We start from the raw sequence: 25,156 nt of genomic DNA, 5'->3' as shown, positions 1-25,156 counted from the left end.
AAGGTGTTTCAGACCACGATGGTGTCAAACAGCGTGGCGGATTCGGTAGGGCGGGTCGTGCGCCGGAACCCCACGGTAAAAGCGTTGCCACCTACCTCGCCACGCAGTGTGGTGCGGGTGAGACGCTGGTAGCTGATCGAAGCCCCATGGCGCTGGCAGAGTTCGCGGCATATATAGAGCCCGAGTCCGCTCGAGCGGCTCTCCGAGGAAAAAAATGGCTCGAACAGATGGCGCTCTACCGATTTGTCCATCGGGGCGCCGTCGCTCCAGACTTGCAGGCTGATCTGGCCTGACGGTGCGGCGCGGGTGGTGACGGTGAGGGAGTCTGGCTCCTGACCGACGTACCGCAGCGCGTTGTCCAGAAGGTTGACCAGCACCCGACGCAGATGCTCGTTGTCGAATTCGACCTGCGTATTGCCAGCTTCCAGCAGGATCACGCCACGGCGCTGCAACGGATCCTGCCCCTGCCAGTCATTCCATATCTGGGACACCGTTTCGTCCAGAGGCAGGGTGGACGCTGGCGCGTGGCTGATCTGGTGCTGCACGCGGGCGATGTCCAGCACCTCCTCCGCAATGCGTGCCAGGCGGTCGGCGTTTTGCTGGACCATGTGGGCCAGGCGTTTTTGGGCTGGGTCTTTCAGATCCTCTTCCAGGAGCGCATTGGCTTGCACGATGGCGGCCAGCGGATTGCGGATTTCATGGGCCACCGCAGCAGACATGCGCCCCATGGCGGCCAGCTTTTCGGTGCGCAGGCGGGCTTCCATTTCGCGAAGATCGTGCAGGAACATCACGCACAGGCGCTCTGTGTGTGCGTGGCGCGCGGCCTCGCGCGTGGAAGTCAGCCAGGTCCGCACATGCAAGCCGGTCGGGCTTTGCCCCGGATGCAGCAGGTCCACATCAGCGGTTTGGGGTTGCTCCTGCCGGAAGGTACGCCGCGCCAGCAGAACCAGCGGATTCCAGGGCGGCAGGGAGGCCAATGCGAACGGCAACTCGGGTGGTGAGGTGCCGCCCAGCAACTGCAGCCCTGCCGGGTTTGCCAGGCGTACAACGTCGCCTTCGTCCACCACGAGGACGCCGTCGGTCAGGTTTTGGATCACCAGGGCGCTCACCTGCGTTTGCACCCGGGCCGCGATCTGGCTCTGTAGTGCCAGTTCCTGCTCGCGCGCCAGGCGCACCGCCAGCTGGTGCACGAGGTAGCTCACGATGAAATAGCCCGTGCCGGTCAGCGCGCTTTGCAGGTAACGGGGGGCGTCGTCGCCCGCAGTGCCAGAGCCTACCCACCATGCCCACCCCAGCAACAGCAACGTCACCGCTGCCGTTGTCCCCAGCGCCAGCGTCAGCGTTCCGAGGACGGCCGCCATGAGAATGGGAAGGCCAAACAGGGGGGTGTAGTTCATGGCCCCCGCGTTCAGAAGCTGAAGGGCCGTGATGGCTGCCAGATCGACCCCGATGGAAGGTAGCCATTGTGGGCCGGCTCCGGGTGAGGGCGGCTGTTGGGCTGTGAGTACGCGCAAGGTGATGGTGGCGACGAGATAGGCGGCGCAGACAGCCAGAACGGCAGGCTGGGTGGCCTGGTTGATAGCCTGGCTTGCGCCCTGCAGTACCAGCAGCGCTAGCGCAACCATGGCCCGGCCGGTCAGGAACCCGCGCCAAAGGCGCACGAATGGCGCCTCCAGGGCAGGTGCAATGGCGTCCGCAGACAGAGGTTGCATGGGGTGATTCAGACGGGACCCCGCTGCTGATGGTCGGCGCAGCAATAGGCCAGCTGGCCCGTCATCAAAGCTTCAGCCTGTGGGATGTGGATGCCACACCGGGCGCATGCCAGCATGTCCTGGGGGAGCGCCAGCGGACGGGGGGCGGGCGACGGTGCCGAGGGGCGGCGGCTGCGCCAGATGCCAAAGGCCACGACCAGTACGACCAGCAAGACCAGGTATTTCATGTGCTGCGACCCAGAACGACTTCCATGACGAAACGTGACCCCACGTAAGCCAGAAGCAGCAGCGCCGCCCCGGCGTACAGCACGCGTACCGCATAGCGGCCCCGCCAGCCGAAACGTGCGCGTCCCAGGAGCAGGGTGGCGAAGGTGAACCAGGCCAGCAGCGAAAAAACGGCCTTGTGGTCCCAACGCCACGCCCTGCCATACAGGGTGTCACCAAACAGCCAGCCCGCCAGCAGCGTGGCGGTCAGAAGGATGAAGCCTGCCGTCACAAAGCGGAAGGTCAGGCGTTCCAGTGTGAGCAGGGGAATGCCACTGTGGGGGTCTTCGGCCTGGCGGATGCGCTGCTCGGCACGCGTCATCAGCCAGGCATGCACCACGGCGGCCGCAAACAATCCGTAGCAGGCAATGCCCAGTGCGAGGTGCAGTGGCAGCCAGGCGGAGGCTGTCACATGCAGCGGCTGGCCCGGGAAGAGCACCGCCAGCACGATGGCAATGGCCCCCAGCGCCGCCAGCATCCAGCGCGACTGCATCTGCGGAAACAGTTGCCGCTCCACGGCGTACACCGTCAGTACCAGCCACGCAGTCATCGACAAGGCGGGCGCAAACCCGAATCGGGGCGTGTCGCCCCACAGGCCCCACACCAGCACTGTGGCGTGCAGCAGCCAGGCCACCAGCAGCGCATTGCGGGCCGCTGTTGCGCCCAGCCGCGAGGATGCGGCGGCGGGCACTGCGTATGCCACGGCCGCAGCCAGGGCCAGCAGCCAGCTGGCGGGAGAGCTACTCGCTAAAATCATGGATCGCAGTTTAGCCTTTCGCCCCACCGCCAGCACCCTGACGCGCAGGCAACACCGGACATCTCCCCTATGGCCTCCGCCCTTACCGACAAACTCACGCGCCTCGTCAAGGAGATGCGTGGCCAGGCCCGCATCACCGAATCCAACGTCACGGACATGCTGCGCGAAGTGCGCATGGCGCTGCTCGAAGCCGACGTGGCCCTGCCGGTGGTGCGCGACTTCATTGCCCGCGTCAAAGAGAAGGCGCTGGGCCAGGAAGTGCTGGGCTCGCTCAAGCCCGGGCAGACGCTGGTCAGCATCGTCAACCGCGAGCTGGCCGCCACCATGGGCGAGGGCATCTCCGACATCAACCTCGCCGCCCAGCCCCCGGCCATCATCCTCATGGCGGGCCTGCAGGGCGCGGGCAAGACCACCACCACGGCCAAGCTGGCCAAGCACCTGATCGAAAAGCGCAAGAAGAAGGTGCTGACCGTGTCGGGCGACGTGTACCGCCCGGCCGCTATCGAGCAGCTCAAGACGGTGACCAAGCAGGCCGGTGCCGAATGGTTTCCCAGCACGCCCGACCAGAAGCCGCTCGACATCGCCCACGCCGCACTGGACTACGCCAAGAAGCACTACTTTGACGTGCTGCTGGTCGATACGGCGGGTCGCCTGGCCATCGACGAAGCTTTGATGAAGGAAATCAAGGACCTGCACGCCGCGCTGAACCCGGTCGAAACCTTGTTCGTGGTCGATGCCATGCAGGGTCAGGATGCCATCAACACCGCCAAGGCCTTCAAGGAAGCGCTGCCGCTCACCGGCATCGTGCTCACCAAGCTCGATGGTGATTCGCGCGGCGGCGCCGCGCTGTCGGTGCGGCAGATCACGGGTGCGCCCATCAAGTTTGCGGGGGTGTCTGAAAAGCTCGACGGCCTGGAAGTGTTCGACGCCGAGCGCCATGCAGGCCGCATCCTGGGCATGGGCGACATCGTGGCCCTGGTGGAGCAGGTCACGGCCGGGGTGGACATGGAGGCCGCACAAAAGCTGGCGGCCAAGGTCAAGAGTGGAGATGGGTTCGATCTGAATGACTTCCTGTCGCAGATCCAGCAGATGAAGCAGATGGGCGGGCTTTCCAGCCTGATGGACAAGCTGCCGTCGCAGCTCACCGCCAAGGCCGGTGCCATGGACATGGACAAGGCCGAGAAAGACATCAAGCGCAAGGAGGGCATCATCCAGAGCATGACGCCGCTGGAGCGTCGCAAGCCCGAACTCATCAAGGCCACCCGCAAGAAGCGCATCGCCAACGGGGCTGGCGTGCATGTGCAAGAGGTCAACCGCCTGCTCAAGGAGTTCGAGCAGATGCAGGGCATGATGAAAAAGATGAAGGGCGGCGGCCTGATGAAGATGATGAAGAAGATGGGCGGCATGAAGGGCATGGGTGGCGGAATGCCCAAGATGCCCTTCTGAAATTCAGGTCATTTTGGCCTCTGGCGCTTACTGGTAAAGCGCCAGTAGCTATAAAAATAGAAGCAAAAAAGCCGACTTGACGTCGGCTTTTTTGCAGGTGCAGTCAGAACGCCTAGGCAACCTTCAGTGCGGGCGCGGCCAGACGGCTGGCGTGCAGCCACGCCCGCCGCAGTACCGGGGGCGACCAGGATTCCTCGGGAATCAGCAGCAGCTGCTGGGCACGCATCGCCTTTCCCAATGCAATCTGGCTGGTCAACACAGCCAGTGGTATCGCCAGCGCCAATGGCAGGCCCACGGGCATGAGCCACAGAAGGGCGCTGCTGTCGATGAGCGACACGCCTACTGCCAGCAGGCCAATCACCAGACTCATCGGGGCCAGCTGGCGCGCGGCGTGGCGCCACGGCACGGCATGGGCTTCGCGCGGGGGGGATCTCCATTCCAGTTTCAGGCCTGTCAGCGCGATCAGAACGAACAGCGAATGGGCCAGCATCCGGATGGGGGCTTGCAAAATGGCCAGCACGCTCTCCAGGGCAGCACTCTTGAGCAGGCTCCAGGCACCCCCGTACTCGTGGTGCTCCCGGCGCATGAAGACTGCGGCCACGCCCAGGACACGTGGCAGGAAAAGCAGGGTCAGCGTGAAGGCCCACAGCGCCAGCAGTTCGGCAGGCAGGATGTGCCAGTTGGCCACCAACTTGGCACCCGACAGCCACAGCGCTGTGCCCAGCGTCAGGAAGGCCAGCCACAGCGGTGCCGAGAGGTAAGCCATGGCGCCCGTGACGAACATGGAGCGGTGTACGGGGTGGATGCCGGGCTCGGCCATCAGGCGTGCGTTTTGCAGGTTGCCCTGGCACCAGCGGCGGTCGCGCTGCAGCTCGGCCAGCAGGTCAGGGGGTTGCTGTTCATAGCTGCCGATGAGGTCCGACACCAGCCAGACGTGGAAGCCCGCGCGGCGCATCAAAGCCGCTTCGACGAAATCGTGCGACATGATGCCGCCCGCCAAGCCGCCCTTGCCCTTGATGGGCGCGAGGGCGCAGTGTTCCATGAAGGGTGCCACGCGAATGATCGCGTTGTGGCCCCAGTAGTGGGATTCACCCAGCTGCCAGTACTGCATGCCCAGCGTGAACAGCCGACCCGTAACGCGCGAGGCGAACTGCTGCGCGCGGGCGTGCAGCGTGACGTGGCCGATGGCCTGGGTTGCCGTCTGGATGATGCCCGCCGTGGGGTTGGCTTCCATCAGCTTGGCCATGGAAACGATGCAGTCACCGCTCATCACGCTGTCGGCGTCCAGCACCACCATGTAGCGGTAGTCCTTGCCCCAGCGGCGGCAGAAATCGGCCACATTGCCGGCCTTGCGGTGCGTGCGGCGAGTGCGCAGGCGGTAGTACACCTGTACCTGCGGCTGCTGGCTGTGCTGGGCCAGGGCGGTGCGCAGTTCTTCCCACGCAGCGCGTTCGGCCTGGGCGATGGCGGGGTCGTAGCTGTCGGACAGCACGAACACGTCGAAGGTGGCCCCATGGCCGGTGGAAGCGACCGACTCGCAGGTTGCCCGAAGCCCCGCGAACACGGTGGCCACGTCCTCGTTGCAGATCGGCATGATGATGGCCGTGCGCGCATCGGGAGGCAGCTGGTGTTCCACCACGCTGCGCACAGACAGCGCATGCCGGTCGCCGCGCAGCATGACCCAAAAGCCCATCAGCCCGGTGAGAAAGCCGGTGACAACCCATGCGGACAGCAGGGCAAACAGCGCAATCTGGCCGTAGCCCAGCCAGGCGTTGTCGTATTCCGGCTGAACCCCGGCAAACAGGAGGCTTGCGAGCGCCGTCGTCAGTGCAGTCAGCACCGCGAAGGTCCAGCGACGGCGCTGAGCAGCGCTCTCCCATGCCTGCGAAGAGTGGGCAGTGGCCGACGCCTGACGGTGCGCCTTGGCACGGCCTGTGAGCTTGAGCAGCAGCGCCGTTCCCAGGCTGTTCCAGAAGCCCCGCCATGGAACAGGCACCATCGAACCCCGGTGGACCGGAGGGGCGGTGACGGAATTGGGATGCCGCTCTCCCCGCACAGTGCTGCGCTGGGATGGATGTGGGTGTGGGTGTGGGTGCATCTGGGGGCTTACTCGGGAAGAATGATGTGCGTCCATGTTTCACTCACAGCGTTGTTGTCGTGTTGAAGAAAGGCGCGCAGCTCGATCGGTCGATCGGCCTTCTGGCGCTGGATGCGAAGGGTCATGCGCCACTGCTCAGTGACCGGATTGCGGTAGACGATGCTTTCCAGTACCTTGCCGTTGGCATCGCTTGTGACCACGGCTTTCACGGGCGCATCGGGGGGCAAGGCCTTGAGCGCGGGCCCATCGAAATCAACGACGTACTGCACTTGCTGGCGCAGGGCCTCGGCGGTCTGCTGGGTGTAGCCCATGCCCCGGCGCGATTGCGTGGCCCAGGCACCAGGCGGGCGCTGCTGTTCATCGCCCTGCCAGCTCAGCTCGTAGGCAAATTCCAGGGCCTGGCCAGAGGCGGGTAGCTGGGCGGGCACCCAGTACGCCACGATGTTGTCGTGCGTCTCATCCGGTGTGGGGAGCTGCACCAGTTCCACCCGCCCGGCGCCCCAGTCGTGCAGGGGGCGCACCCAGGCGCTCGGGCGGCGCTCATAGCGGGCTTCGACGTCCTCATAGTTCGACCATTGCCGATCGCGCTGCATCAGGCCAAAGCCCTTGGGGTTTTTGGTGGCAAACGATGTGACCAGCGTCTGCTTGGGGTTCTGCAGGGGGCGCCAGAGCCATTCGCCCTCGCCCGTGGCAATCATCAGACCGTCGGAGTCGTGCACCTCTGGCCGGAAATCGTCCTTGCGCGGCTGGTTCTCGCCGAAGAAGAACATGCTGGTCAACGGTGCGATGCCCAGCGTGGCGATGGGCTTGTCGCTCTTGCCTGCCCGCACAAAAATGCGGCTGCGCACGGTGGTGGTGGTCTGCGGGCCCGGCTGGATGTCGAAACGGTAGGCGCCGGTGGCGCGGGGCGAATCCAGGAGCGCATACACCGTGACCTGCGTGGACAACGCATCGGGCCGCACCAGCCAGAACTCTGTGAAGCGAGGGAACTCTTCACCACTGCCACCCACGGTGTCGATGGCCAGCCCGCGCGCCGACAGGCCGTACTGCTGGCCCTTGCCCAGTGCGCGGAAGTAGCTTGCCCCCTGGAAGACCACCAGCTCATCCTTGTAGGCGCTGGAGTTGAGGTGGTTGTGCAGGCGAAAGCCCGCAAAGCCCAGGTCGCCCCAGGCCTCCGGCCGCACCTGGTTCTTGCCGTAGTCGAAGTCCGCGCGGCTGTAGCCGATGTGGCGCGCGCCCTGCGGTGTCACCTCGTTGATCAGCACAGGCTCCTTCTGGTACAGGCCCAGGTGGAAGAACATGGCCTCGAACGGCAGCTTTTCGGCGCGCCACAGGGCACGGTCGGGGCGCCAGCGGATGTCGCGCACCTGGTCGTAGTTGAGTTTGGCGAGGTCGGCGGGGAGCTTGTCGCTGGATGCGCGATAGGGCTTCTCCGCCCGTTCCCGGGCGATGCGGGTGACGCTGTCGAAATCGAAGCTTTGGGCCTGTGCGGCGCCTGCCAACAGGGTGGCGGCCAGCGCTATCGCGGCCTGTGGGAGGCGGCCGGTGAAGCGTGAACAGTGAGAAAAAACAGCTTGCATGCTGAGACTAGGGCAAACCCTGTGCCAGCTTCAAAAAACTGTTTTAAATCAATGAGTTAGGATGTTGACCGCATGTAAGCAGTTGTGCGGATTGCAGATTGGCGGGCAAACCCCGGGTTTTTGTCGCCGTATGGCGACGTCAAGGCCGGCCGATGGGGAAAAAATTAATCAAATCAACAACTTAATCGTGTCGCTGATCAGCGACGTCATCGCTGTCTGGCCCATCGTTCTTGAAGTTTCCGGCGGTCAGTGCGTGCTTTTGCAGCAGCCGGTAGAACTCGGTGCGGTTGCGCTGGGCCAGCCGCGCGGCATCGGCCACGTTGCCGTCCGTCATCTTGAGCAGGCCCACCAGGTACTCGCGTTCAAATCTTTGCCGGGCCTCGGCAAAACTCAGCACCTGCGTAGACGGCGTGCGCAGCGCGCGCTGCACCAGCGTCAGGGGCACCAGAGGCGTGGTGGACAGTGCGCACACCTGCTCGACCACGTTGTAAAGCTGGCGCACGTTGCCAGGCCAGGCGGCCAGGGTGAGGGCCTTGAGCGCCTCGGGCGCAAAGCCAGACAAGCGCTTGCCGTACTTGCGCGCGAGCTTGTCCAGAAAGTGGTTGGCCAGCAACGCGATGTCTTCGCGCCGGTCTGCGAGGGTGGGCAGTGCCAGTGTGACCACATTTAGCCGGTAGTACAGGTCTTCGCGGAACTGGGCCGTGGCCATGGCCGCTTCGAGGTCGCGGTGGGTCGCCGAAATGATGCGCACGTTGATGGGAATGGACTGGCTGGCGCCCACGGGGCGCACCGCGCGCTCTTGCAGCACCCGCAGCAGCTTCACCTGCAGGGCGGGCGGCATGTCGCCAATCTCGTCGAGCAGCACCGTGCCGCCTTCCGCGGTCTGGAAAAGGCCCATGCGGTTGCTCACCGCATCGGTGAAGGCGCCTTTGACGTGGCCGAACAGTTCGGATTCGAGCAGGGCCTCGGGAATTGCGCCGCAGTTGACCGCCACAAAGGGACTGCGTGCACGGGGGCTGGCACGGTGGATGGCCTGCGCCAGCAGCTCCTTGCCCGAGCCGCTATCGCCCAGCAGCAGAACGCTGGCGTCCGACTGCGCCACCATGTAGGCCTCGGCCAGCAAGTCGGTCATCCGGTTGGACCGGCTCACGATGTCGGCGCGCCAGGCTTCGTTGGCATGGGCTTGCTCAACCGCGGGCGCCCCCAACGCCAGCGCCTGGGCAATCTTTTCCAGAAGTTCCTTGCCGTCGTATGGCTTGGTGAGGTAGGTGAAAACGCCCCGCGAAGTGGCTTCCACCGCATCAGGAATGGTGCCGTGGGCTGTGAGTAGGATGACAGGCAGCGAAGGGTGTCGTGACCGCACTTCGTCGAACAGTGCAAGGCCGTCGCGCCCCGGCAGGCGGACATCGCTCAGCACGAGCTGCGGGCGCGCCATGTCCAGCTGGGCCAGAGCCGCCTCTGCCGAGCCCACGGCCACTACGTCGTACCCCGCGGCCTGCAGGCGCAGCGACAAGAGCCGCAGCATGTCAGGGTCGTCGTCCACGACAAGGATGCGGGAACGCGGCGCTGTGCGGGATGGAATGGGGGCGGCTGCCATGGCGGTTTCCTTTAACACCTTGCGGCAAGGTCAGGGCGTGGTTCGCTGGGGGCTGCTGCCCGCAGGCGGGGCGGGCGCTGCAGGAAGCGGAGCAGGTCGCGTGGTCAGGCTGCGTTCGATGGCACGCACGGCCTCCAGCCGCTCGTTGAGCTGGTCGTTTCGGCGCTGAGCGTCGCGCAATTGCTGGGTTTGGCGCTCCAGTTGCTCTTCCAGCCTGCGTTGTTGCAGAAGCCGTGACTCCAGGAGACGCGCCAGCGGGTGCAGCGCCTGCGCAGCCGCAGTGGAGTTGCCCAATACGCGCTGCGTCAGGCCCAGGGCACGGGCCGTATCGACGGGCTGGCGCGTCTGGGCCAAGGCGACAGCCAGAAGAAGCGGGTTTTCCGTCAAGGCGTCTTCCGCCTCGCCCAGTCGGGCAATCTCTTTGGTCAGATCGGCGGGTGCCATCCGCACAATGCGGTCTGTCTGTGCCAGCACGTCACCTGGCGGCACCGTACCAGCGGGCTCTCTGGAGGCCGATTCCACTTGTGCGCCCTCCGGAAGCTGCGGGGCCTCTACGGGCTCCGGCTTTACCGCGGTCGTGGTCATGGGCGGCACAGGCGCTGCCAGCGCCTGGGGTGCAGCAGCCTTGCAGCCGGCCAGCGCCAGGGATGCAGTGAGCAACAACAGCCGTGCTGAGAAGCCCGACGGGCCTGTGCCTGTGAAGCAGACAGGAAGACAACTAAGCGGCATGCGGTAGTTCCATGCGAAAGAAAGAGTGAACACCATCCTGAACGAGCCTTACATTGCCACCGTGGGCGACGATGTACTCTTGGACGATCGAAAGCCCGATGCCAGTGCCGCGCACTGCGTCGTCTGGCTGGCGGATGCCACGGTAAAACGGTTCGAACACGCGGTCGCGGTCGGCCTCGGACACGCCGGGGCCCTGGTCCGAAACGTCCACGCGCACGCAGTCTGCATGGCGGGAGAGGGATAGCCGCACCGTTCCCCCTTTGGGCGAGAAACGAATGGCGTTGGACAGCAGGTTGCTGACTGCCGAGGCGATTTTGTCGGCATCCACGGGCAGCAAGATGGCGGATCCTTCCACCAGCACCCGCAGGCCCCGCGCCTGCCATTGCAGCCGCTGGGCTTCCACCTGGGCTTCCAGCAGTGCGAGCAGGTCGGTGTCGCGCCGCTGCAGCTGGCGTGCCTCAAAGGCTGCAGCGTTAAAGCGCAGCAAGGCTTCAATCTCACCTTGCAAAACCAGCGTGTTGTGGTGGAGGATCTGTGTGACTTCGCGCTGGCCGGCAGTGAGCTCGCCGGTCACACCGTCCTGCAGCAGCGCCACGCCCTCGCGCATCGCGGCCAGCGGCGTCTTGAGTTCGTGCGAGACATGGCGCAGGAAGCGGGCCTTGTCGGAATCCAGTTCCAGCAGCCTCAGGCGCAGCCATTCCAGCTGCTGCCCCACGCGGCGCACGTCGTCGGGGCCGGAGATCACCACGGGTGCTTCAAGCTGGTTCTCGCCCAGCCGCCGGATCGTGCCTTCCAGCCGCTTGAATGGACGCGCAAGCCAGATGCCCAGCGCCAGGGCCAGCACGAGTGCCAGGACGATCACCCCTACCACCTGGTGCGTCACGTTGCGGCGGCTCGCTTCCACCCGGTGCTGCAGTGCGCGGTTGCGTTGCGCATTGATGTCCTGGACCGATTGCACGATGGCAGCATGCAGCGCTTCGAGCATGACAAATTCTTCCGCTACCCGTTGCTCGTTTTCCAGGGCCCGTTCCGGCGGTGCATCTAGCAGTGCCTTCACGGCGTCGAGATGCGCACGCCACTGGCTGGCCTGGTCTTCGGAAAGGCCGCCCTGGTGCAACTGGTCGAGAACGGCTTGTGCCTCTACGGACATTTCGTTGAAGCTGCGCCGCAGCGGTGCATCCCGCAGCACCAGGGACTGGCGTGCCGCGCGTTCCAGGGCCTGCCCGCGCTGGTTCAAAGCCTGGGCCGCTGTGCTGAGCATGGTGGCCTCGGCGGCACCAAGCCGGCTTTGCACCATGAGCTGTTCCAGGGTGTACAGCGCCCGCAACGAGCTGACCCCCAGCAGTCCCGCTATGAGCAGGAAGGCCAGCAGCAAAAGCTGCTGGAACGAGAGGCCGTGCAGAGGGCCGTCGGCTTTGCGAAGATCCGCGCTTGGCGGGGTGTCTGCCGTCATTGCCACGGGTGCCGGGTGCGCGTCAGGCTGCGACTGCCGCCTCGCGGGTGCACACTTCACCGCGCAGCGTGTAGGCCTTGGCCTCGGTGATGGTCACGTCCACCATCTGGCCTACCAGGCGCGGCTGGCCCACAAAGTTGACCACGCGGTTGCATTCGGTACGGCCCATCAGCTCGGTGGTATCGCGCTTGGAAGCGCCTTCCACCAGAATGCGCTGCACCGTGCCCACGCGGCTCTCGCTGATGGACTTGATGTTGGCGTTGATGACGCCTTGAAGGTGCTGCAGGCGGCGCAGCTTTACGTCGTGCGGCGTGTCGTCGTGCAGACCAGCCGCTGGGGTGCCGGGGCGGGGGCTGAAGATGAAGCTGAAGCTGTTGTCAAAGTGGATGTCGTCAATCAACTTCATCATCTTGTTGAAGTCGTCTTCGGTTTCGCCGGGGAAGCCCACGATGAAGTCGCTGCTCATGGCCAGGTCGGGGCGGATGGCGCGCAGCTTGCGCACCGTGCTCTTGTATTCCATGGCGGTGTAGCCGCGCTTCATGGCCATCAGAATGCGGTCGCTGCCGTGCTGCACGGGCAGGTGCAGGTGGCTGGCCAGCTTGGGCAGCTTGGCATAGGCCTCGATCAGTCGGGGCGTGAACTCATTGGGGTGGCTGGTGGTGTAGCGGATGCGCTCAATGCCCGGGATGTCGGACACGTATTCGAGCAGCAGCGCAAAGTCGGCAATCTCGGCCGTGCCCCCCATCTTGCCCAGGTAGGCGTTCACGTTCTGGCCCAGCAGGGTGATTTCCTTCACGCCCTGGTCGGCCAGCCCTGCCACTTCCACCAGCACGTCGTCAAACGGGCGGCTCACCTCTTCGCCCCGGGTGTAGGGAACCACGCAGTAGCTGCAGTATTTGCTGCAGCCTTCCATGATGGACACAAAGGCCGAGGCGCCCTCCACTCGGGCGGGCGGCAGGTGGTCGAACTTCTCGATCTCAGGGAAGCTGATGTCCACCTGCGGTTTGTCCAGGCGCTCGCGCTGGTTCAGCATCTCGGGCAGGCGGTGCAGGGTCTGGGGGCCAAACACCACGTCCACATAGGGGGCGCGCTTGATGATCTCGGCGCCTTCCTGGCTGGCCACGCAGCCGCCCACGCCAATCTTCACGCCACGTGCCTTCAGGTGCTTGATGCGGCCCAGGTCGCTGAAAACCTTCTCCTGCGCCTTTTCGCGCACCGAGCAGGTGTTGAAGAGGATGAGGTCGGCCTCGTCCACGTTCTGCGTCGGCTCGTAGCCTTGTGCAGCATGGAGCACGTCGGCCATCTTGTCCGAGTCGTACTCGTTCATCTGGCAGCCGAAGGTTTTGATGAAGACTTTTTTGGCCATGGCGAGGCTCGCAGGAAAGGGCAATAAAACGGTGGGCGAACAGGGAAAAACGGCGGCGCGGCGCCTGCCGTGCGCTGCTGCCATCGTCACGCGAAGGTCCGCAGCGTGCAGGGGAGCCCGGTTTGCCTAGTTGCGGACGGCGTCGGATTCGGCGCGGTAGTTGCGCTCGACGGCGTCACTGCCCTTGCGGGGCTGTGCCGCCTCGCCCTCGGTCAGTATCCAGGCGGTCAGCAGCATGCCGGTGCTGTTTTCGATGACGTAGTTCACCTTGTAGCTCTGCCCAAGCACCCCGTGCATCATGACCAGTGTGTTCTGAGGACTCAGCAGGCGCATGCCAGGCGCCACGCGGATCGTGCGGCCATTGAGTGTGGCTTCGGAGATCGTGTTGAGAGTCAGCGTCCCGCGCAGGGCTGCATCGGGGAATGTGCGCGTGCCTCCCAGCCCAGGCTGTACCTGGGCCGCAAGGGGCAAAGCCGTTGCGATGAAAGCGCAGGCGATGCCTGCGGCCACAACATAGTGGGCGAGGCGCGGCTTGAGAGGAAGGGCGGTGGGGCAGCGGTTCATGGTTTACATCCAGGGGCTGAAGAAAGGAATTCTAGGGCGTACCCGAAATTGGGGGCGCGCAAATCCCTCAAACGGGCAGGCATCTGCCTGGGCATGTTGAAACACATGGGCCCAGGAGCGCATGGCTCCAAAGAAAAACCCACAGTGTGTTGCCACACTGTGGGTTTGGATTTGGTGGTCGTAGGTGGACTTGAACCACCGACATCAGCATTATGAATGCTGCGCTCTAACCAACTGAGCTATACGACCGAAGCCCCATATTATAGAACAAAAATTATTGGTGTGTGAAGTTCGCTGCGCGCTTGTTCATGAACGCGTCCATGCCTTCCTTCTGGTCCTGGGTGGAGAACAGGGCGTGAAAGAGGCGGCGCTCAAACATCACACCGTCTGACAGGCTGCCCTCGAAGGCGCGATTGACCGATTCCTTGGCAGCCATCACGGCAATCTGCGAGAACCCGGCGATGATGATGGCGGCGCCCAGCGCCTCGTCCATCAGTTTCTCGTATGGCACCACGCGGCTGACCAGTCCGGAACGCTCCGCTTCGACCGCATCCATCATGCGGGCTGTCAAGGCCATGTCCATGGCTTTGGACTTGCCCACGGCGCGCGGCAGGCGCTGCGTGCCGCCCGCGCCGGGGATCACGCCGAGTTTGATCTCGGGCTGGCCGAACCTCGCGTTGTCAGCCGCAATGATGAAGTCGCACATCATGGCCAACTCGCAGCCTCCGCCCAGTGCAAAACCACTCACAGCGGCGATAACGGGTTTGCGGATGGAACGGATCGCCTCCCAGTTGCGGGTGATGTAGTCGCCCTTGTAGGTATCGGCAAAGCTGTACTTGGCCATGGCGCCAATGTCCGCACCCGCTGCAAAGGCCTTTTCGCTACCTGTGATGATCATGCAGCCGATTTTTTCGTCGGCGTCGAAGGCCTGCAGGGCAGTGCCCAGTTCATTCATGAGTTGATCGTTGAGCGCGTTCAGCTGCTTGGGCCGGTTCAGCGTGATGATGCCGACCTTGTCCGCTTCAACGCGGACCTCGATGGTTTCGTAAGCCATGAAATCTCCTGGGGGGTTTGGTTGGTGATGACTGCCCGGGGAATATACCCAACCCTGTCGGGCTTCGCACGTGTCAGCCGAGCCAGCGCTTGAGCGCAGCGGCATCCGAAATTCCCAGGCTGACGGTGTCTGCAGCCGCAAGGGATGTGCCCGTGTGGCGACGGCCTTTGGTGGAGGTAGTGTCTGGCGGCAAGCCAGGGAGCTGCACCGGCAGCCGCAGCAGTCGGCCGTCGCGAGCCACCAGCGCCTCAAGGCTGGTGTGGCTGCCGGTATAGAAGGAAACATCGTCGAGCTTGGTGATCCGCCAGCCTTGCCCTTGCACCTCCACGCCCAGCCATTCGTCGCCAGCGTTCATGCCAGCCCGCTCGGCGGCACTGCCCCGCAAGACGGTCTTGATGTGCACGCTATGGTTCTCCGCCACGCGCAGACCCAGCTGCTGGGCCAGTTGCGGTTTTTCGTCCTTCAGCGCGACGCCTTGGGCTGCGAGCAGCTCCGCAAGCGGGAGCTCTGCCGTACTGTGCACCCAGTGGTCTAGTTCCTCATCCAACGCGCGGCCCGCAAGATCCTTGAGCACTGTGCGCAGGTCTGCTTCGCTCATCGGACCACCCGCGCTGCGCTGCCAGAGTGCGCGCATCACATCGTCGAGCGTGGTGCGCCCCTCCCGGCGGAGCGCCAAGTCCAGACACAGTGCCACGAGCGAGCCCTTCGTGTAGTAGCTGACTGTGGCGTTGGGGGTGTTTTCGTCCTGGCGGTAGTACTTCACCCAGGCGTCGAAACTGGCTTGCGCCACCGTCTGTACGGCTCTGCCTGGGGTTTGCAGCACCTGGTTCACGGTCTTCGTGATGAGTTTCAGATAAGCCGCATCGTCAATCAGCCCCGCGCGCCGCAGCAGCAGATCGTCGTAATAACTGGTGAACCCCTCGAAGAACCACAGCATCGCGGTGTAGTTCTCGCGCGTGTAGTCATATTCTGCGAACTCCGACGGCCGCAGCCGCTTGACGTTCCAGGTGTGGAAATACTCGTGGCTGATCAGCCCCAAAAGGGTTGTATAGCCCTCCTGCGGGCGGGCCTCCCCGCTGCGCGGCAGGTCACGCCGGCCGCAGATGAGTGCCGTGGAGTTGCGGTGCTCCAGCCCGCCGTACCCGTCGCCCACTGCATTGAGCATGAACAGGTAGTTCTTGAAGGGTGGCTTGTCGCCATCACCGTGCCAGAAGCGGATCGCGGTCTCGCAAATCTTGCGGGTGTCTTCCAGTAATCGCTTGCCATCGAAAGAAGGCGCGGCTCCGGCCACCACGAAGCGGTGGGGTACACCGCAGGCTGTAAACCTGCCGATCCAGAACGAGCCCATCTCCACCGGGCAGTCCACCAGCTCGTCGTAGGTCGCTGCAGCGTACAGACCAAAACCTTTTTTGTCGGTCTTGAGGGGCGAGAGCCCTGTAGCGACAGACCAACCGGCGGTGGCGGTAGTGCTGGCAATGTCGAGCGTGTGCTTGCGTTTTTCCTGTCCTTCAACGCGCAGGCACAGACTGGTGCCGTTGAAAAAGCCGCGTGACGCGTCAAGCCAGGCCGTGCGTACCGACGTGTCGTAGGCGCAGACCGCATAGGACAAAACCAGCGGTTTGCGCGTGTCGCAGTCGGCTTGCCACCGGTGCTTGTCACACTGCGTAAGCTTGACGGGCTGCTTCCCCTGCCGGGCCTCCAGACCTTGCAGGTTCTTGGAAAACTCCCGCACCAGATAGCTCCCCGGAATCCAGACAGGCAACGCCACTTCCTGCTGCGCGGCCGGGCGGGCAATGGTCAATGTGACGCGAAAGATGTGGGCGTGCAGGTCCGACGGTTCAACACGATAGTGGATGTCGGCGGGTACTTCTTTGCGGGGTGAGGGCATGGACGGCTGCAGCAAAGGCAGCTTGCGGGGCCGGCAGGTGGTGCGGCACCGGGCCGGACTGTGGGCAAGCCGGGGGGTTAGGTCAGTTGGATGCGGTTTCGCCGCTGGCTTCTGCCAGGCGTTTTTCGACTTCCCGGGCGCCAATGGCGCCCGGTACACGTGTGCCATTGGCAAAAATCAGCGTGGGGGTACCGGTGATCTTGTGTTTGCGCCCGAACGCCAGATTGCGCTGGAGGGCGCTGGTGTCGCAGCTGGCGGCTGGCACCGGTTTGTCGCGCACCATGAGATCCTGCCAAGCCGCCACCTGGTCCTTGGCGCACCAGATATTGCGGGATTTTTCCGCAGAGTCGGGGCTGAGGATGGGGTAGAGGAACAGGTACACCGTCACGTTGTCAACGTTCTGCATGTCGCGCTCAAAGCGCTTGCAGTAGCCGCAGTTGGGGTCCTCAAACACGGCCACCTTGCGCTTTCCATCACCGCGCACAATGGTGAAGGCGTCTTTCAACGGCAGCTCGGAGAACTCGACAGCGGTCAGTTTGGCGATGCGATCTTCCGTCAGGTTCCGGCGCATCTTGGTGTCGATCAGCTCGCCCTGGATCACATAGTTGCCCTTGGCATCCGTGTAGAAGAGATCAGTGCCGATTCGCACCTCGTAGAGACCCTTCATGGGCGTCGGGCGCACCTCATCGATCTTGTCCATCTGCGGGATGCGTTCGGCAAGCGCCTTGCGGATGTCAGCCTCTTGCGCAAAGGTGGCAAGACTGGTCGCAAGCGCGGCAGCAGCGATGAGGCCCGGAATCAGTTTCATGGTGTTCTCGTTCAAGCAATCTTGCGGCCTTGCCAAGTCGGCCGACGGTGTGGTCAATGTATTCCCATGGCCTGGCGGGCCACGAAGTTTTTCAGAGGGCCGCTCCATTCAAAGCCCTTCATCCCCCAATTGCGCAATGCCTGCAGTGGCGCCTCGGGGCGCGAGAAAAGCTGCTGCAGGCCATCGGTTGCCCAGCCCATCGGAGCCAGGGCCGCCTTGCGTTCGCGTTCATAGCGTCGCAGCAGCCGCAGATCCGACACCCTGCGCCAATAGTCGCGGCCATGCAGGGCGGCCGCCAGGGCCTGGGCATCGGCCAGCCCCAGATTGAGTCCCTGACCCGCCAGCGGATGCACGTTGTGTGCAGCGTCCCCCGCCAACACCCAGCTGCGCGGGTTTCTGCCGTTTTCCGCCAGGGGGCCGCACCAACGGTCGGCCAATGCAATCTGCAGCGGCCAGGCTGCGCGCGGCGCCGTCAGTTCAAGTGTCCCCAGCGTATCCTGGCTGGCCAATTGGAGCTTTTGCGCAAATTCTTCGGGGGACAAGGCCACAAGCGGCGCGACCTGCTCCTGCGGAACGGACCACACCACCGCCACAGAGTTCCCGCCGGCGTCGCCAAGCGGCAAAAAGGCCAGGATCCCCTCGGGTGAGAACCACTGCCGCGCCGTCTGCCCGTGGGGGTGTTCGCAGTGCAGGCGGGTGGCGATGGCGTGCTGCCCATACGGGGTGACCTGAAAATTCACGCCAAATTCATCGCGGGTGCTGCTCGTGCGGCCCTCGCACACCACGGTCAGCGCTGCCGAAACGGGGGCATCCACCATTTCCACCTGCGGCTGGTAACGCACAGCTTCCCTGAGCCGTGCCTCCAGGGCTGGCACATCGACGATCCAGGCCAGCGCCTCTACCCCCTGGGCGGCCGCATCAAACCGGACAGCGCCTCCCTGGTCGCCCTGAACCTGCATGGATTTCACGGGGGTGGCATGTGCCGCGTCGGGCCAACTGCGAAGCGATTCGAGCAGTTGCCTTGACGCTGCGTTCATTGCGTAGGCACGCACATCGGCCGATGCAGCGGGCTTGGGGCCAGGGGCCGGCAACAGGGCTACTTTCAGGCGTTCGCGGGCCATCAGCAGTGCCAGAGTCGTTCCTACGATACCGGCGCCGCGGATACAGATGTCAAAGGTTTGGGCCATGGCGGCATTGTAGGAGGGGGCTTGGGGCCGTCAGCGCAGTGCAAAATCGGCCTCGCCAATTACCGGTCTTTCTTTGAGGAGCCTTATCGCGTGAGCTTTCATCCTGATTCCGACGTGTTTGGCACCATCGCGCGCCTGTTTGTGTATCCGGTCAAATCGTGTGCGGGCATTGAGGTGCAGGAAGCTCTGCTCACTGAAACCGGGCTCGATCTGGACCGCGCCTGGATGGTGGTGGACGCCGAAGGCAAGTTCCTGACCCAGCGCTCGCTGCCGCGCATGGCACTGGTGCGGCCCCAGCTCAAGCGCGACGAAATGGTGCTTCGCGCACCCGGCATGTTGGCGTTGCATGTGGCCATCGATGCCGTCGAGGCGCCCGCCACGGTGACCGTGTGGCGCGACACCGTGCCCGCATGGGACATGGGGGCTGTCGCTGCGCAGTGGTTCACCGACTTTCTGGGGCAGCCCTGCCGGATGGTGCGTTTTGACCCCGAACACCGACGCCTGTCGAGCATGCAATGGACCGGGGGCATCGAGGCGCCCAACCAGTTTTCTGATGGCTTCCCGGTGCTGATTGCCAGCGAGGCCTCGATGGCGCAGCTCAATGCGCGCCTGGAGGCGGGCGGCCACGCGGCGGTGGGCATTGATCGGTTTCGGCCCAACGTGGTGCTGGCGGGGCTGGACGCGCACGACGAAGACCGCATGGATCTGCTGCGGGTCGACAGCCCGGAGCAAGAGGTTCACCTGCAACCCGTAAAGCCCTGCGGGCGCTGCCCCATTCCCGACATCGACCCGGCAACTGCCGAGGCCAGCCCTGAGGTGGGTGACACGCTGCGCAGCTACCGCAAGGACAAGCGGCTTGACGGCGCCATCACCTTCGGGATGAATGCCATCGTGCGCCAGGGGGCTGGCCAGGTGCTGCGCGTGGGGCAGCGGGTGGCTGCCAATCTGCGCTTCGAATGAGGGCGCGTGACTGCTGAGCAAAGGGAGCGGTGGCAGGCCCGTAAAATCGGCGGTTTGTCTCCAGAACCCTAGAAAGCCCTGCCATGAGCCTCCAATGCGGCATCGTGGGCCTGCCCAACGTCGGCAAGTCCACCCTCTTCAACGCGCTGACCAAGGCTGGCATTGCCGCCGAGAACTACCCTTTCTGCACCATCGAGCCCAATGTGGGCGTGGTGGAAGTGCCCGACCCGCGCCTGCAGCAACTCGCCGAGATCATCTCGCCAGAGCGCATCGTGCCTGCCATCGTCGAGTTTGTGGACATTGCCGGCCTGGTGGCCGGTGCCAGCCAGGGCGAAGGCCTGGGCAACCAGTTTCTGGCCCACATCCGTGAAACCGACGCCATCGTCAACGTGGTGCGCTGCTTTGAAGACGACAACGTGATCCACGTTGCGGGCAAGGTAGACCCGATCTCCGATATCGAGGTCATTCAGACCGAACTGTGCCTGGCCGACATGGGTACCGTCGAGAAGGCGCTCAATCGCTACACCAAGGCCGCCAAATCCGGCAACGACAAGGACGCGGCCAAACTTGTGGCGTTGCTGACGCGCATCCAGGCCGCGCTGAACGAAGGTAAGCCTGCCCGCTCCGTGGAAGTCACCAAGGAGGAGCAGCCCCTGCTCAAGTCCCTGTGCCTGATCACCGCCAAACCGGCCATGTTTGTCGGCAATGTGAGCGAAGACGGTTTCGAGAACAACCCTTTCCTGGATCGCCTGAGGGAATACGCCGCCAGCCAGAACGCCCCTGTGGTAGCGATTTGCGCCAAGATGGAAGCCGAAATGGCCGAGATGAGCGACGAAGACCGCGACATGTTCCTGGCCGAGATGGGTCAGACCGAACCGGGCTTGGCCCGCCTGATCCGGGGTGCCTTCAAGCTGCTGGGCTTGCAGACCTACTTCACCGCCGGCGTGAAGGAAGTGCGCGCCTGGACCATCCACATCGGGGACACTGCGCCCCAGGCCGCTGGCGTGATCCACGGTGACTTTGAACGCGGTTTCATCCGCGCGCAGACCATTGCGTTCGACGATTTCATTGCCTACAAGGGCGAGCAGGGCGCGAAGGATGCCGGCAAAATGCGTGCTGAAGGCAAGGAATACGTGGTGAAAGACGGAGATGTGCTGAACTTCCTGTTCAACGTCTGACCCGGTGGGGGCCTTGCCCCTCGCCCGTGCATTCGCCCTCCATCCCTGCACCGCCTCGCGCTGCAGGGATTTTTTCTGCCGTCGTGTCCCAGGCCGCGCTACCCGCATGGCCGGTTGCGCTCTACTTTTCACGCTATGAACCCAGGAATCGTCTATGCAGCCCTTGCCTACATGGCTTGGGGCCTGTTCCCGCTGTATTTCCGACAGGTGGTCCAGGTGCCCGCGCTGGAGGTGGTGGCCCACCGCACCGTGTGGTCGCTGGTGTTTGTGTTCGCGGTGCTGGCGGTGCGCAGCCAGTGGGGCTGGATGCGCGCGCTGTGGGGTCAGCCCAGGGTGCTGGGGGCATTTGTGGTGTCGGCGCTGCTGCTATCGGGCAACTGGCTCACCTATGTCTGGGCGGTGCAGAACCAGCACGTGGTGGACGCCAGCCTGGGGTATTTCATCCTGCCGCTGGTGAATGTGGCGCTGGGTTTTGTGTTTCTGCACGAACGGCCGCGCCCCGGGCAGTGGCTGGCCGTGGCGGTGGCAGCGTCGGGCGTGCTGTGGCTGGCGGTGCAGACCGGCCGCGTGCCCTGGATTGCGCTGGTGCTGGCACTGAGCTTTGGCTTTTACGGCCTGCTGCGCAAGGTGGCCACGCTGGGGGCGCTGGAAGGCTTGGCGCTGGAGACCCTGGTGCTGGCGCCGGTGGCGGTGGTGGCCCTGGGTGTCTGGGCGTCGCAGGGGCAGGGTGCGCTGGTGCACGGGGATGCCGCCACCGTGGGCTGGCTGCTGGTGGCTGGCCCCCTGACGGCGGTGCCCCTTCTGCTGTTTGCCGCGGGTGCGCGCCGGATTCCTTTGGCCACCATGGGCATCCTCCAGTACATCTCGCCCAGTCTGCAATTTGCGTTGGGGGTCTGGCTGTTCCGCGAACCCTTCGAGCCAGCACGCCTGGTGGGCTTTGTACTGATCTGGACGGCTCTGCTGGTGTACAGCGTGGAGGGGTGGTGGGCGCACCGGGGCGGCGCCAGCGCCTCAGTGCGGCTTGGCGGGGGTAGTCGGGGCTGAAAATACCAGTCGAAATGGCATCTGGCGCTTATGGGTAAAGCGCTGACAGCTATGTTTTCAGTAGCGTTTCTTGGCCGGGGTACCGGCTACGGAGGCGGATGCGTTTCGGCCAGCTGCAATCCCGGCGTGCCCGCGACGGCCCTTTGTGCGTTTTGCTTGATCCAGCACAGTTGACATGCATCAAGCTGCGCCCACACTGGTTGACGTCGTTCTCACGCCCGGCGCACTGCGCTGCCTCCGATGCCCGAAGCCCTTGTTGCTCACCCCCCGGCCCTGCCCGCTGCCGACGTGGTGTTCCATGCACGCGATCTTTGCAAAACCTACCAGACCGGGGAGGTGCAGGTGCGCGCGCTGCACGGTGTCAATCTCGACATCGTGCGCGGCGAGTTCGTGGTGCTGCTGGGCGCCTCGGGCAGCGGCAAGTCCACGCTTCTCAACATCCTGGGTGGGCTGGATGTGCCCACCAGTGGCGAGGTGCGTTTTGCCGACCACGCCCTCAGTGGCGCCAGCGAGAGCGAGCTCACCACCTACCGCCGCGAGCATGTGGGTTTTGTCTTTCAGTTCTACAACCTGATCCCCAGCCTGACGGTGCGCGAAAACGTGGCGCTGGTCACCGACATCGCACCGCACCCCATGCCTATCGACGAGGCGATTGGCCTGGTGGGCCTGACGCCGCGGCAGCACCATTTTCCGGCGCAGCTGTCGGGCGGTGAGCAGCAGCGCGTGGCGATTGCACGCGCCATCGTCAAGCGCCCCGATGTGCTGCTGTGCGACGAGCCCACGGGCGCGCTGGATTACCAGACCGGCAAGATGGTGCTGGAGGTGATCGCCCGCATCAACGCCGAGCTGGGCACCACGGCGGTGGTCATCACGCACAACGCCGCCATCGCCGCCATGGCCGACCGGGTGGTCTATCTGGTGGACGGCACCATCGCACGCATCGAGCGCAACGCACACCGGCTCTCGCCTTCGGAGCTGTCGTGGTGACGCGCCAAAAATCGCCCGCACGCGCGTCCGCTGTTGGGGATTCGCAGATCCACCGCGGCAAAAACGGATGAAAACCCTCGACCGCAAACTGCTGCGCGACCTGCGCCGCATGTGGAGCCAGGCGCTCACCATCGCGCTGGTGGTGGCCAGCGGCCTGGGGGGCTTCATCACCACCTTGTCGGCGGTGGATTCGCTGGCGCTGGCGCGCGACCAGTTTTATGCCCAGGGTCACTTTGCCGATGCGTTTGCCGGCGTCAAGCGCGCGCCGCTGGCGCTGGCCGAGGTGCTGCGCGGCGTGCCTGGCGTGGCCGATGTGCAGGTGACGGTGGAGCAGGTGGTGCGCGTGGAGATCGCCGGGCTGGTCGATCCCATCATCGGCCAGCTCATTGGCGTGGACCTGCGCCAGCCGCCGCGCATGAACCAGGTCACGGTGCGCAGCGGGCGCGCCCTGGCCCCGCCCGGCGCGGGGCAGGGCCGCAGCGACAGCGCCATCGATGCGCTGGTGTCCGAAGGCTTTGCCCGCGTGCGCGGCCTGCACCCCGGCGACGAGCTGACGGCGCTGGTCAACGGCAAGCGCCGCACGCTGCGCATCGTGGGTACGGCGCTGTCGCCCGAATACATCTTTGCGGGCATGGCGGGCATGCCCGACCTTCGCGGCTTTGGCGTGTTCTGGGTGGACCGCGAGGCATTGGCCGCGGCCTACGACATGCAGGGCGCGTTCAACCGCGTGGCCGTCAAGCTGGCGCCGCAGGCGTCAGAACCTGCCGTGCTCGATGGCCTCTCGCGCCTGCTGGCACCCTACGGCGGTCGCGACGCCCGGGGCAGGGATGACCAGGCATCGCACGCCATGCTCGACAACGAGATCAAGGAGCAGCGCGTGATGGGCACGCTGCTGCCCGCCATCTTTCTGGCCGTGGCGGCCTTCTTGCTGCATGTGGTGCTTTCGCGCCTCGTGGCCACGCAGCGCGAGCAGATTGCTGCGCTCAAGGCGCTGGGCTATGCCAATGCGGCCATCGCCGGGCATTACCTCAAGCTGGTGTCCGTGATCGTGGTGCTGGGGCTGGCACTGGGGGTGGCGCTGGGCAACTGGCTGGGCACGATGCTGACCGGCCTGTACGCCGAGTTCTTCTTTTTCCCGGTGTTCGAGCACCGCATCGCGCCCTGGCTGGTGCTGGTGGGTGCCGGGGTGACGGGCGGCACCGCACTGCTGGGCACGCTCAGCGCCATCGGGGCCACCGTGCGCCTGGCCCCGGCCGAGGCCATGCGCCCTCCGGCCCCGGGCCAGTACCGCCGCACGGTGCTGGAGCGCCTGGGCGTGCGCCCCATTCCGGCCGGGCTGCGCATGATCCTGCGCAACATGGAGCGCAAGCCGCTGCGCACCACACTCACCATTGGCGGCACGGCGGCGGCGGTGGCCATCGTGGTCATGGGCAATTTCTTTCGCGATGCGATCGACCATATCGTGGACACCACCTTCCACCTGGCCATGCGCAGCGATGTGAAGGTGTGGATGGCCGAGCCGGTGGATGCCCTGGCCCGCCTGCAGCTGGCGCGCCTGCCGGGGGTGACGGGCGTGGAGCCCGCGCGCAGCGTGGCGGTGCGCATGGCCCACGGCCACCGCAGCGAGCGCGTGGGGCTGCAGGGCGTGGCGCCAGGCGCGCAGCTGCTGCGCGTCATCGACGTGGATGGCCGGCAAAGCCCCGTGCCTGACGCCGGTCTGCTGCTGACCGACCGCCTGGCCGACAAGCTTGGCGTGCGCGTGGGCGACCAGGTGCGTGTGGAGGTGCTGGAGGGCCGCCAGCGCACGCTGCAGCTGCCGGTGCAGGCTACGGTGCGCGAAATGATGGGGCTGAACGCCTATGTGCAGCGCGATGTGCTCAACCGCTGGCTGCAAGAGGGCGATGTGGCCTCGCAGTTTGACGTGGCGCTGGAGCCCGGCTCGGAGGCACGCTTTCTGGAAGCCTCCAAGGCCCTGCCGGTGGTGGCGGGCGCCTTCAGCAAGGCCACGTTGCTGCGCAACATGCAGGATGTGAGCGCGCGCAATGTGCGCATCATGAGCACCATCCTCACGCTGTTCGCGGCCGTGATCGCGGTGGGCGTGGTCTACAACAATGCCCGCATTGCACTGGCCGAGCGCACCTGGGAGTTGGCGAGCCTGCGGGTGCTGGGCTTCACACGGGGCGAGGTGTCGGCGCTGCTGCTGGGTGAACTGGCGATCGGCATCGCGCTGGCGCTGCCGCTGGGCATGTGCATGGGCTGGGGGCTGGTGCACCTGTTGGTGGAACTGCTCAAGAACGACCAGTTTCTGTTTCCGGTGGTCATCAGTGCGCGCACCTATGCCTGGGCAGGGTTGTGCGTGGTGGCGGCCGGCCTGGCCAGCGCCCTGGTGGTGCGCCGGCAGATCGACCGGCTGGACATGGTGGGAGCGCTCAAGACGCGCGAATAGGCGGCGGCGAACAAGGCGAACAATGCAAGCAACAGGGA

20 protein-coding genes and 1 tRNA gene are annotated in these 25,156 nt (G+C 64.8%); 6 read left to right on the top strand and 15 right to left on the bottom strand.

Annotated features, from left to right (window positions below; genetic code table 11):
- Nucleotides 1-8 precede the first annotated feature (8 nt).
- Genes AAFF19_RS19135 through ccsA form a run of 3 tightly spaced genes read right to left on the bottom strand, consistent with a single transcriptional unit; the run spans nucleotide 9 to nucleotide 2,733 of the window.
- Nucleotides 9-1,712 carry a PAS domain-containing sensor histidine kinase gene (locus tag AAFF19_RS19135; RefSeq protein WP_342720799.1) on the bottom strand — a complete coding sequence of 568 codons (1,704 nt, stop codon included), beginning with the start codon at nucleotides 1,710-1,712 and terminating at the stop codon, nucleotides 9-11.
- Nucleotides 1,713-1,720: 8 nt separating this feature from the next.
- Nucleotides 1,721-1,939, bottom strand: coding sequence for a PP0621 family protein (locus AAFF19_RS19130; RefSeq protein WP_008905934.1), 219 nt, complete (start codon nucleotides 1,937-1,939; stop codon nucleotides 1,721-1,723).
- Complete coding sequence (gene ccsA, locus AAFF19_RS19125) at nucleotides 1,936-2,733, bottom strand: cytochrome c biogenesis protein CcsA (protein ID WP_342720798.1); 798 nt, start codon at nucleotides 2,731-2,733, stop codon at nucleotides 1,936-1,938. Before ccsA ends, AAFF19_RS19130 begins: the two co-directional genes overlap by 4 nt.
- A 69-nt stretch (nucleotides 2,734-2,802) precedes the next feature.
- Between ccsA and ffh the strand changes: the two genes are divergently transcribed.
- Complete coding sequence (ffh, locus tag AAFF19_RS19120; RefSeq protein WP_342720797.1) at nucleotides 2,803-4,179, top strand: signal recognition particle protein; 1,377 nt, start codon at nucleotides 2,803-2,805, stop codon at nucleotides 4,177-4,179.
- A 112-nt stretch (nucleotides 4,180-4,291) separates the two neighbouring features.
- Here ffh and mdoH read toward each other — a convergent pair whose 3' ends face one another.
- The 12 genes from mdoH to AAFF19_RS19060 form a co-directional block, all read right to left on the bottom strand.
- On the bottom strand, nucleotides 4,292-6,277 hold the full coding sequence (gene mdoH / locus AAFF19_RS19115) for a glucans biosynthesis glucosyltransferase MdoH (RefSeq protein ID WP_034694955.1): 1,986 nt from the start codon (nucleotides 6,275-6,277) through the stop codon (nucleotides 4,292-4,294).
- Between the two features lie 8 nt (nucleotides 6,278-6,285).
- Nucleotides 6,286-7,857, bottom strand: coding sequence for a glucan biosynthesis protein G (locus AAFF19_RS19110; RefSeq protein WP_342720796.1), 1,572 nt, complete (start codon nucleotides 7,855-7,857; stop codon nucleotides 6,286-6,288).
- 181 nt (nucleotides 7,858-8,038) lie between these two features.
- Nucleotides 8,039-9,454, bottom strand: coding sequence for a sigma 54-interacting transcriptional regulator (locus tag AAFF19_RS19105; RefSeq protein ID WP_008905929.1), 1,416 nt, complete (start codon nucleotides 9,452-9,454; stop codon nucleotides 8,039-8,041).
- Nucleotides 9,455-9,484: 30 nt separating this feature from the next.
- Nucleotides 9,485-10,114, bottom strand: coding sequence for a hypothetical protein (locus AAFF19_RS19100; protein WP_237707278.1), 630 nt, complete (start codon nucleotides 10,112-10,114; stop codon nucleotides 9,485-9,487).
- Between the two features lie 58 nt (nucleotides 10,115-10,172).
- Entirely contained in the window at nucleotides 10,173-11,636 is a 1,464-nt protein-coding gene (locus tag AAFF19_RS19095) for an ATP-binding protein (RefSeq protein WP_342720795.1), read from the bottom strand.
- Between the two features lie 22 nt (nucleotides 11,637-11,658).
- The gene (gene miaB, locus AAFF19_RS19090; RefSeq protein WP_008905926.1) at nucleotides 11,659-13,002 is read right to left on the bottom strand and encodes a tRNA (N6-isopentenyl adenosine(37)-C2)-methylthiotransferase MiaB; all 1,344 of its coding nucleotides are present in this window, start codon (nucleotides 13,000-13,002) and stop codon (nucleotides 11,659-11,661) included.
- A gap of 126 nt (nucleotides 13,003-13,128) precedes the next feature.
- Nucleotides 13,129-13,566: a hypothetical protein gene (locus AAFF19_RS19085; protein WP_008905925.1), complete on the bottom strand. Its 438-nt coding sequence runs from the start codon at nucleotides 13,564-13,566 to the stop codon at nucleotides 13,129-13,131.
- 172 nt (nucleotides 13,567-13,738) lie between these two features.
- Nucleotides 13,739-13,815, bottom strand: a tRNA-Met gene (locus tag AAFF19_RS19080).
- A gap of 25 nt (nucleotides 13,816-13,840) precedes the next feature.
- Nucleotides 13,841-14,620, bottom strand: coding sequence for an enoyl-CoA hydratase (locus AAFF19_RS19075; protein ID WP_182118817.1), 780 nt, complete (start codon nucleotides 14,618-14,620; stop codon nucleotides 13,841-13,843).
- Between the two features lie 73 nt (nucleotides 14,621-14,693).
- Nucleotides 14,694-16,508 carry a peptidase M61 gene (locus AAFF19_RS19070; RefSeq protein ID WP_342720794.1) on the bottom strand — a complete coding sequence of 605 codons (1,815 nt, stop codon included), beginning with the start codon at nucleotides 16,506-16,508 and terminating at the stop codon, nucleotides 14,694-14,696.
- An 82-nt stretch (nucleotides 16,509-16,590) separates the two neighbouring features.
- On the bottom strand, nucleotides 16,591-17,316 hold the full coding sequence (locus AAFF19_RS19065; protein ID WP_008905922.1) for a DsbC family protein: 726 nt from the start codon (nucleotides 17,314-17,316) through the stop codon (nucleotides 16,591-16,593).
- Nucleotides 17,317-17,369: 53 nt separating this feature from the next.
- The gene (locus tag AAFF19_RS19060; RefSeq protein WP_342720793.1) at nucleotides 17,370-18,503 is read right to left on the bottom strand and encodes an FAD-dependent monooxygenase; all 1,134 of its coding nucleotides are present in this window, start codon (nucleotides 18,501-18,503) and stop codon (nucleotides 17,370-17,372) included.
- A 90-nt stretch (nucleotides 18,504-18,593) separates the two neighbouring features.
- Between AAFF19_RS19060 and AAFF19_RS19055 the strand changes: the two genes are divergently transcribed.
- From AAFF19_RS19055 to AAFF19_RS19035, 5 genes are all read left to right on the top strand, one after another.
- Entirely contained in the window at nucleotides 18,594-19,463 is an 870-nt protein-coding gene (locus tag AAFF19_RS19055) for an MOSC N-terminal beta barrel domain-containing protein (RefSeq protein ID WP_182118815.1), read from the top strand.
- Between the two features lie 83 nt (nucleotides 19,464-19,546).
- The gene (gene ychF / locus AAFF19_RS19050) at nucleotides 19,547-20,641 is read left to right on the top strand and encodes a redox-regulated ATPase YchF (protein WP_342720792.1); all 1,095 of its coding nucleotides are present in this window, start codon (nucleotides 19,547-19,549) and stop codon (nucleotides 20,639-20,641) included.
- 135 nt (nucleotides 20,642-20,776) lie between these two features.
- Nucleotides 20,777-21,685, top strand: coding sequence for an EamA family transporter RarD (gene rarD / locus AAFF19_RS19045; protein ID WP_182118814.1), 909 nt, complete (start codon nucleotides 20,777-20,779; stop codon nucleotides 21,683-21,685).
- Nucleotides 21,686-21,925: 240 nt separating this feature from the next.
- Nucleotides 21,926-22,672 (top strand): ABC transporter ATP-binding protein, encoded by a 747-nt coding sequence (locus AAFF19_RS19040; protein ID WP_342720791.1) that lies wholly within the window; start codon nucleotides 21,926-21,928, stop codon nucleotides 22,670-22,672.
- A 67-nt stretch (nucleotides 22,673-22,739) separates the two neighbouring features.
- Complete coding sequence (locus tag AAFF19_RS19035; RefSeq protein WP_342720790.1) at nucleotides 22,740-25,118, top strand: ABC transporter permease; 2,379 nt, start codon at nucleotides 22,740-22,742, stop codon at nucleotides 25,116-25,118.
- Nucleotides 25,119-25,156: the final 38 nt, after the last annotated feature.

Source organism: Acidovorax sp. FHTAMBA (assembly GCF_038958875.1).
GTDB lineage: Bacteria > Pseudomonadota > Gammaproteobacteria > Burkholderiales > Burkholderiaceae_C > Acidovorax.
Note: the sequence above shows the minus strand (reverse complement) of the source record. Positions and strands in the feature narration are given on the sequence as shown.

Bases quoted from the DNA above. Each gene is read 5' to 3' on its own strand.
- AAFF19_RS19135 (WP_342720799.1), bottom strand. From the start codon at position 1,712: ATGCAACCTCTGTCTGCGGACGCCATTGCACCTGCCCTGGAGGCGCCA.
- AAFF19_RS19130 (WP_008905934.1), bottom strand. From the start codon at position 1,939: ATGAAATACCTGGTCTTGCTGGTCGTACTGGTCGTGGCCTTTGGCATC.
- ccsA (WP_342720798.1), bottom strand. From the start codon at position 2,733: ATGATTTTAGCGAGTAGCTCTCCCGCCAGCTGGCTGCTGGCCCTGGCT.
- ffh (WP_342720797.1), top strand. From the start codon at position 2,803: ATGGCCTCCGCCCTTACCGACAAACTCACGCGCCTCGTCAAGGAGATG.
- mdoH (WP_034694955.1), bottom strand. From the start codon at position 6,277: ATGCACCCACACCCACACCCACATCCATCCCAGCGCAGCACTGTGCGG.
- AAFF19_RS19110 (WP_342720796.1), bottom strand. From the start codon at position 7,857: ATGCAAGCTGTTTTTTCTCACTGTTCACGCTTCACCGGCCGCCTCCCA.
- AAFF19_RS19105 (WP_008905929.1), bottom strand. From the start codon at position 9,454: ATGGCAGCCGCCCCCATTCCATCCCGCACAGCGCCGCGTTCCCGCATC.
- AAFF19_RS19095 (WP_342720795.1), bottom strand. From the start codon at position 11,636: ATGACGGCAGACACCCCGCCAAGCGCGGATCTTCGCAAAGCCGACGGC.
- miaB (WP_008905926.1), bottom strand. From the start codon at position 13,002: ATGGCCAAAAAAGTCTTCATCAAAACCTTCGGCTGCCAGATGAACGAG.
- AAFF19_RS19085 (WP_008905925.1), bottom strand. From the start codon at position 13,566: ATGAACCGCTGCCCCACCGCCCTTCCTCTCAAGCCGCGCCTCGCCCAC.
- AAFF19_RS19075 (WP_182118817.1), bottom strand. From the start codon at position 14,620: ATGGCTTACGAAACCATCGAGGTCCGCGTTGAAGCGGACAAGGTCGGC.
- AAFF19_RS19070 (WP_342720794.1), bottom strand. From the start codon at position 16,508: ATGCCCTCACCCCGCAAAGAAGTACCCGCCGACATCCACTATCGTGTT.
- AAFF19_RS19065 (WP_008905922.1), bottom strand. From the start codon at position 17,316: ATGAAACTGATTCCGGGCCTCATCGCTGCTGCCGCGCTTGCGACCAGT.
- AAFF19_RS19060 (WP_342720793.1), bottom strand. From the start codon at position 18,503: ATGGCCCAAACCTTTGACATCTGTATCCGCGGCGCCGGTATCGTAGGA.
- ychF (WP_342720792.1), top strand. From the start codon at position 19,547: ATGAGCCTCCAATGCGGCATCGTGGGCCTGCCCAACGTCGGCAAGTCC.
- rarD (WP_182118814.1), top strand. From the start codon at position 20,777: ATGAACCCAGGAATCGTCTATGCAGCCCTTGCCTACATGGCTTGGGGC.
- AAFF19_RS19040 (WP_342720791.1), top strand. From the start codon at position 21,926: ATGCCCGAAGCCCTTGTTGCTCACCCCCCGGCCCTGCCCGCTGCCGAC.
- AAFF19_RS19035 (WP_342720790.1), top strand. From the start codon at position 22,740: ATGAAAACCCTCGACCGCAAACTGCTGCGCGACCTGCGCCGCATGTGG.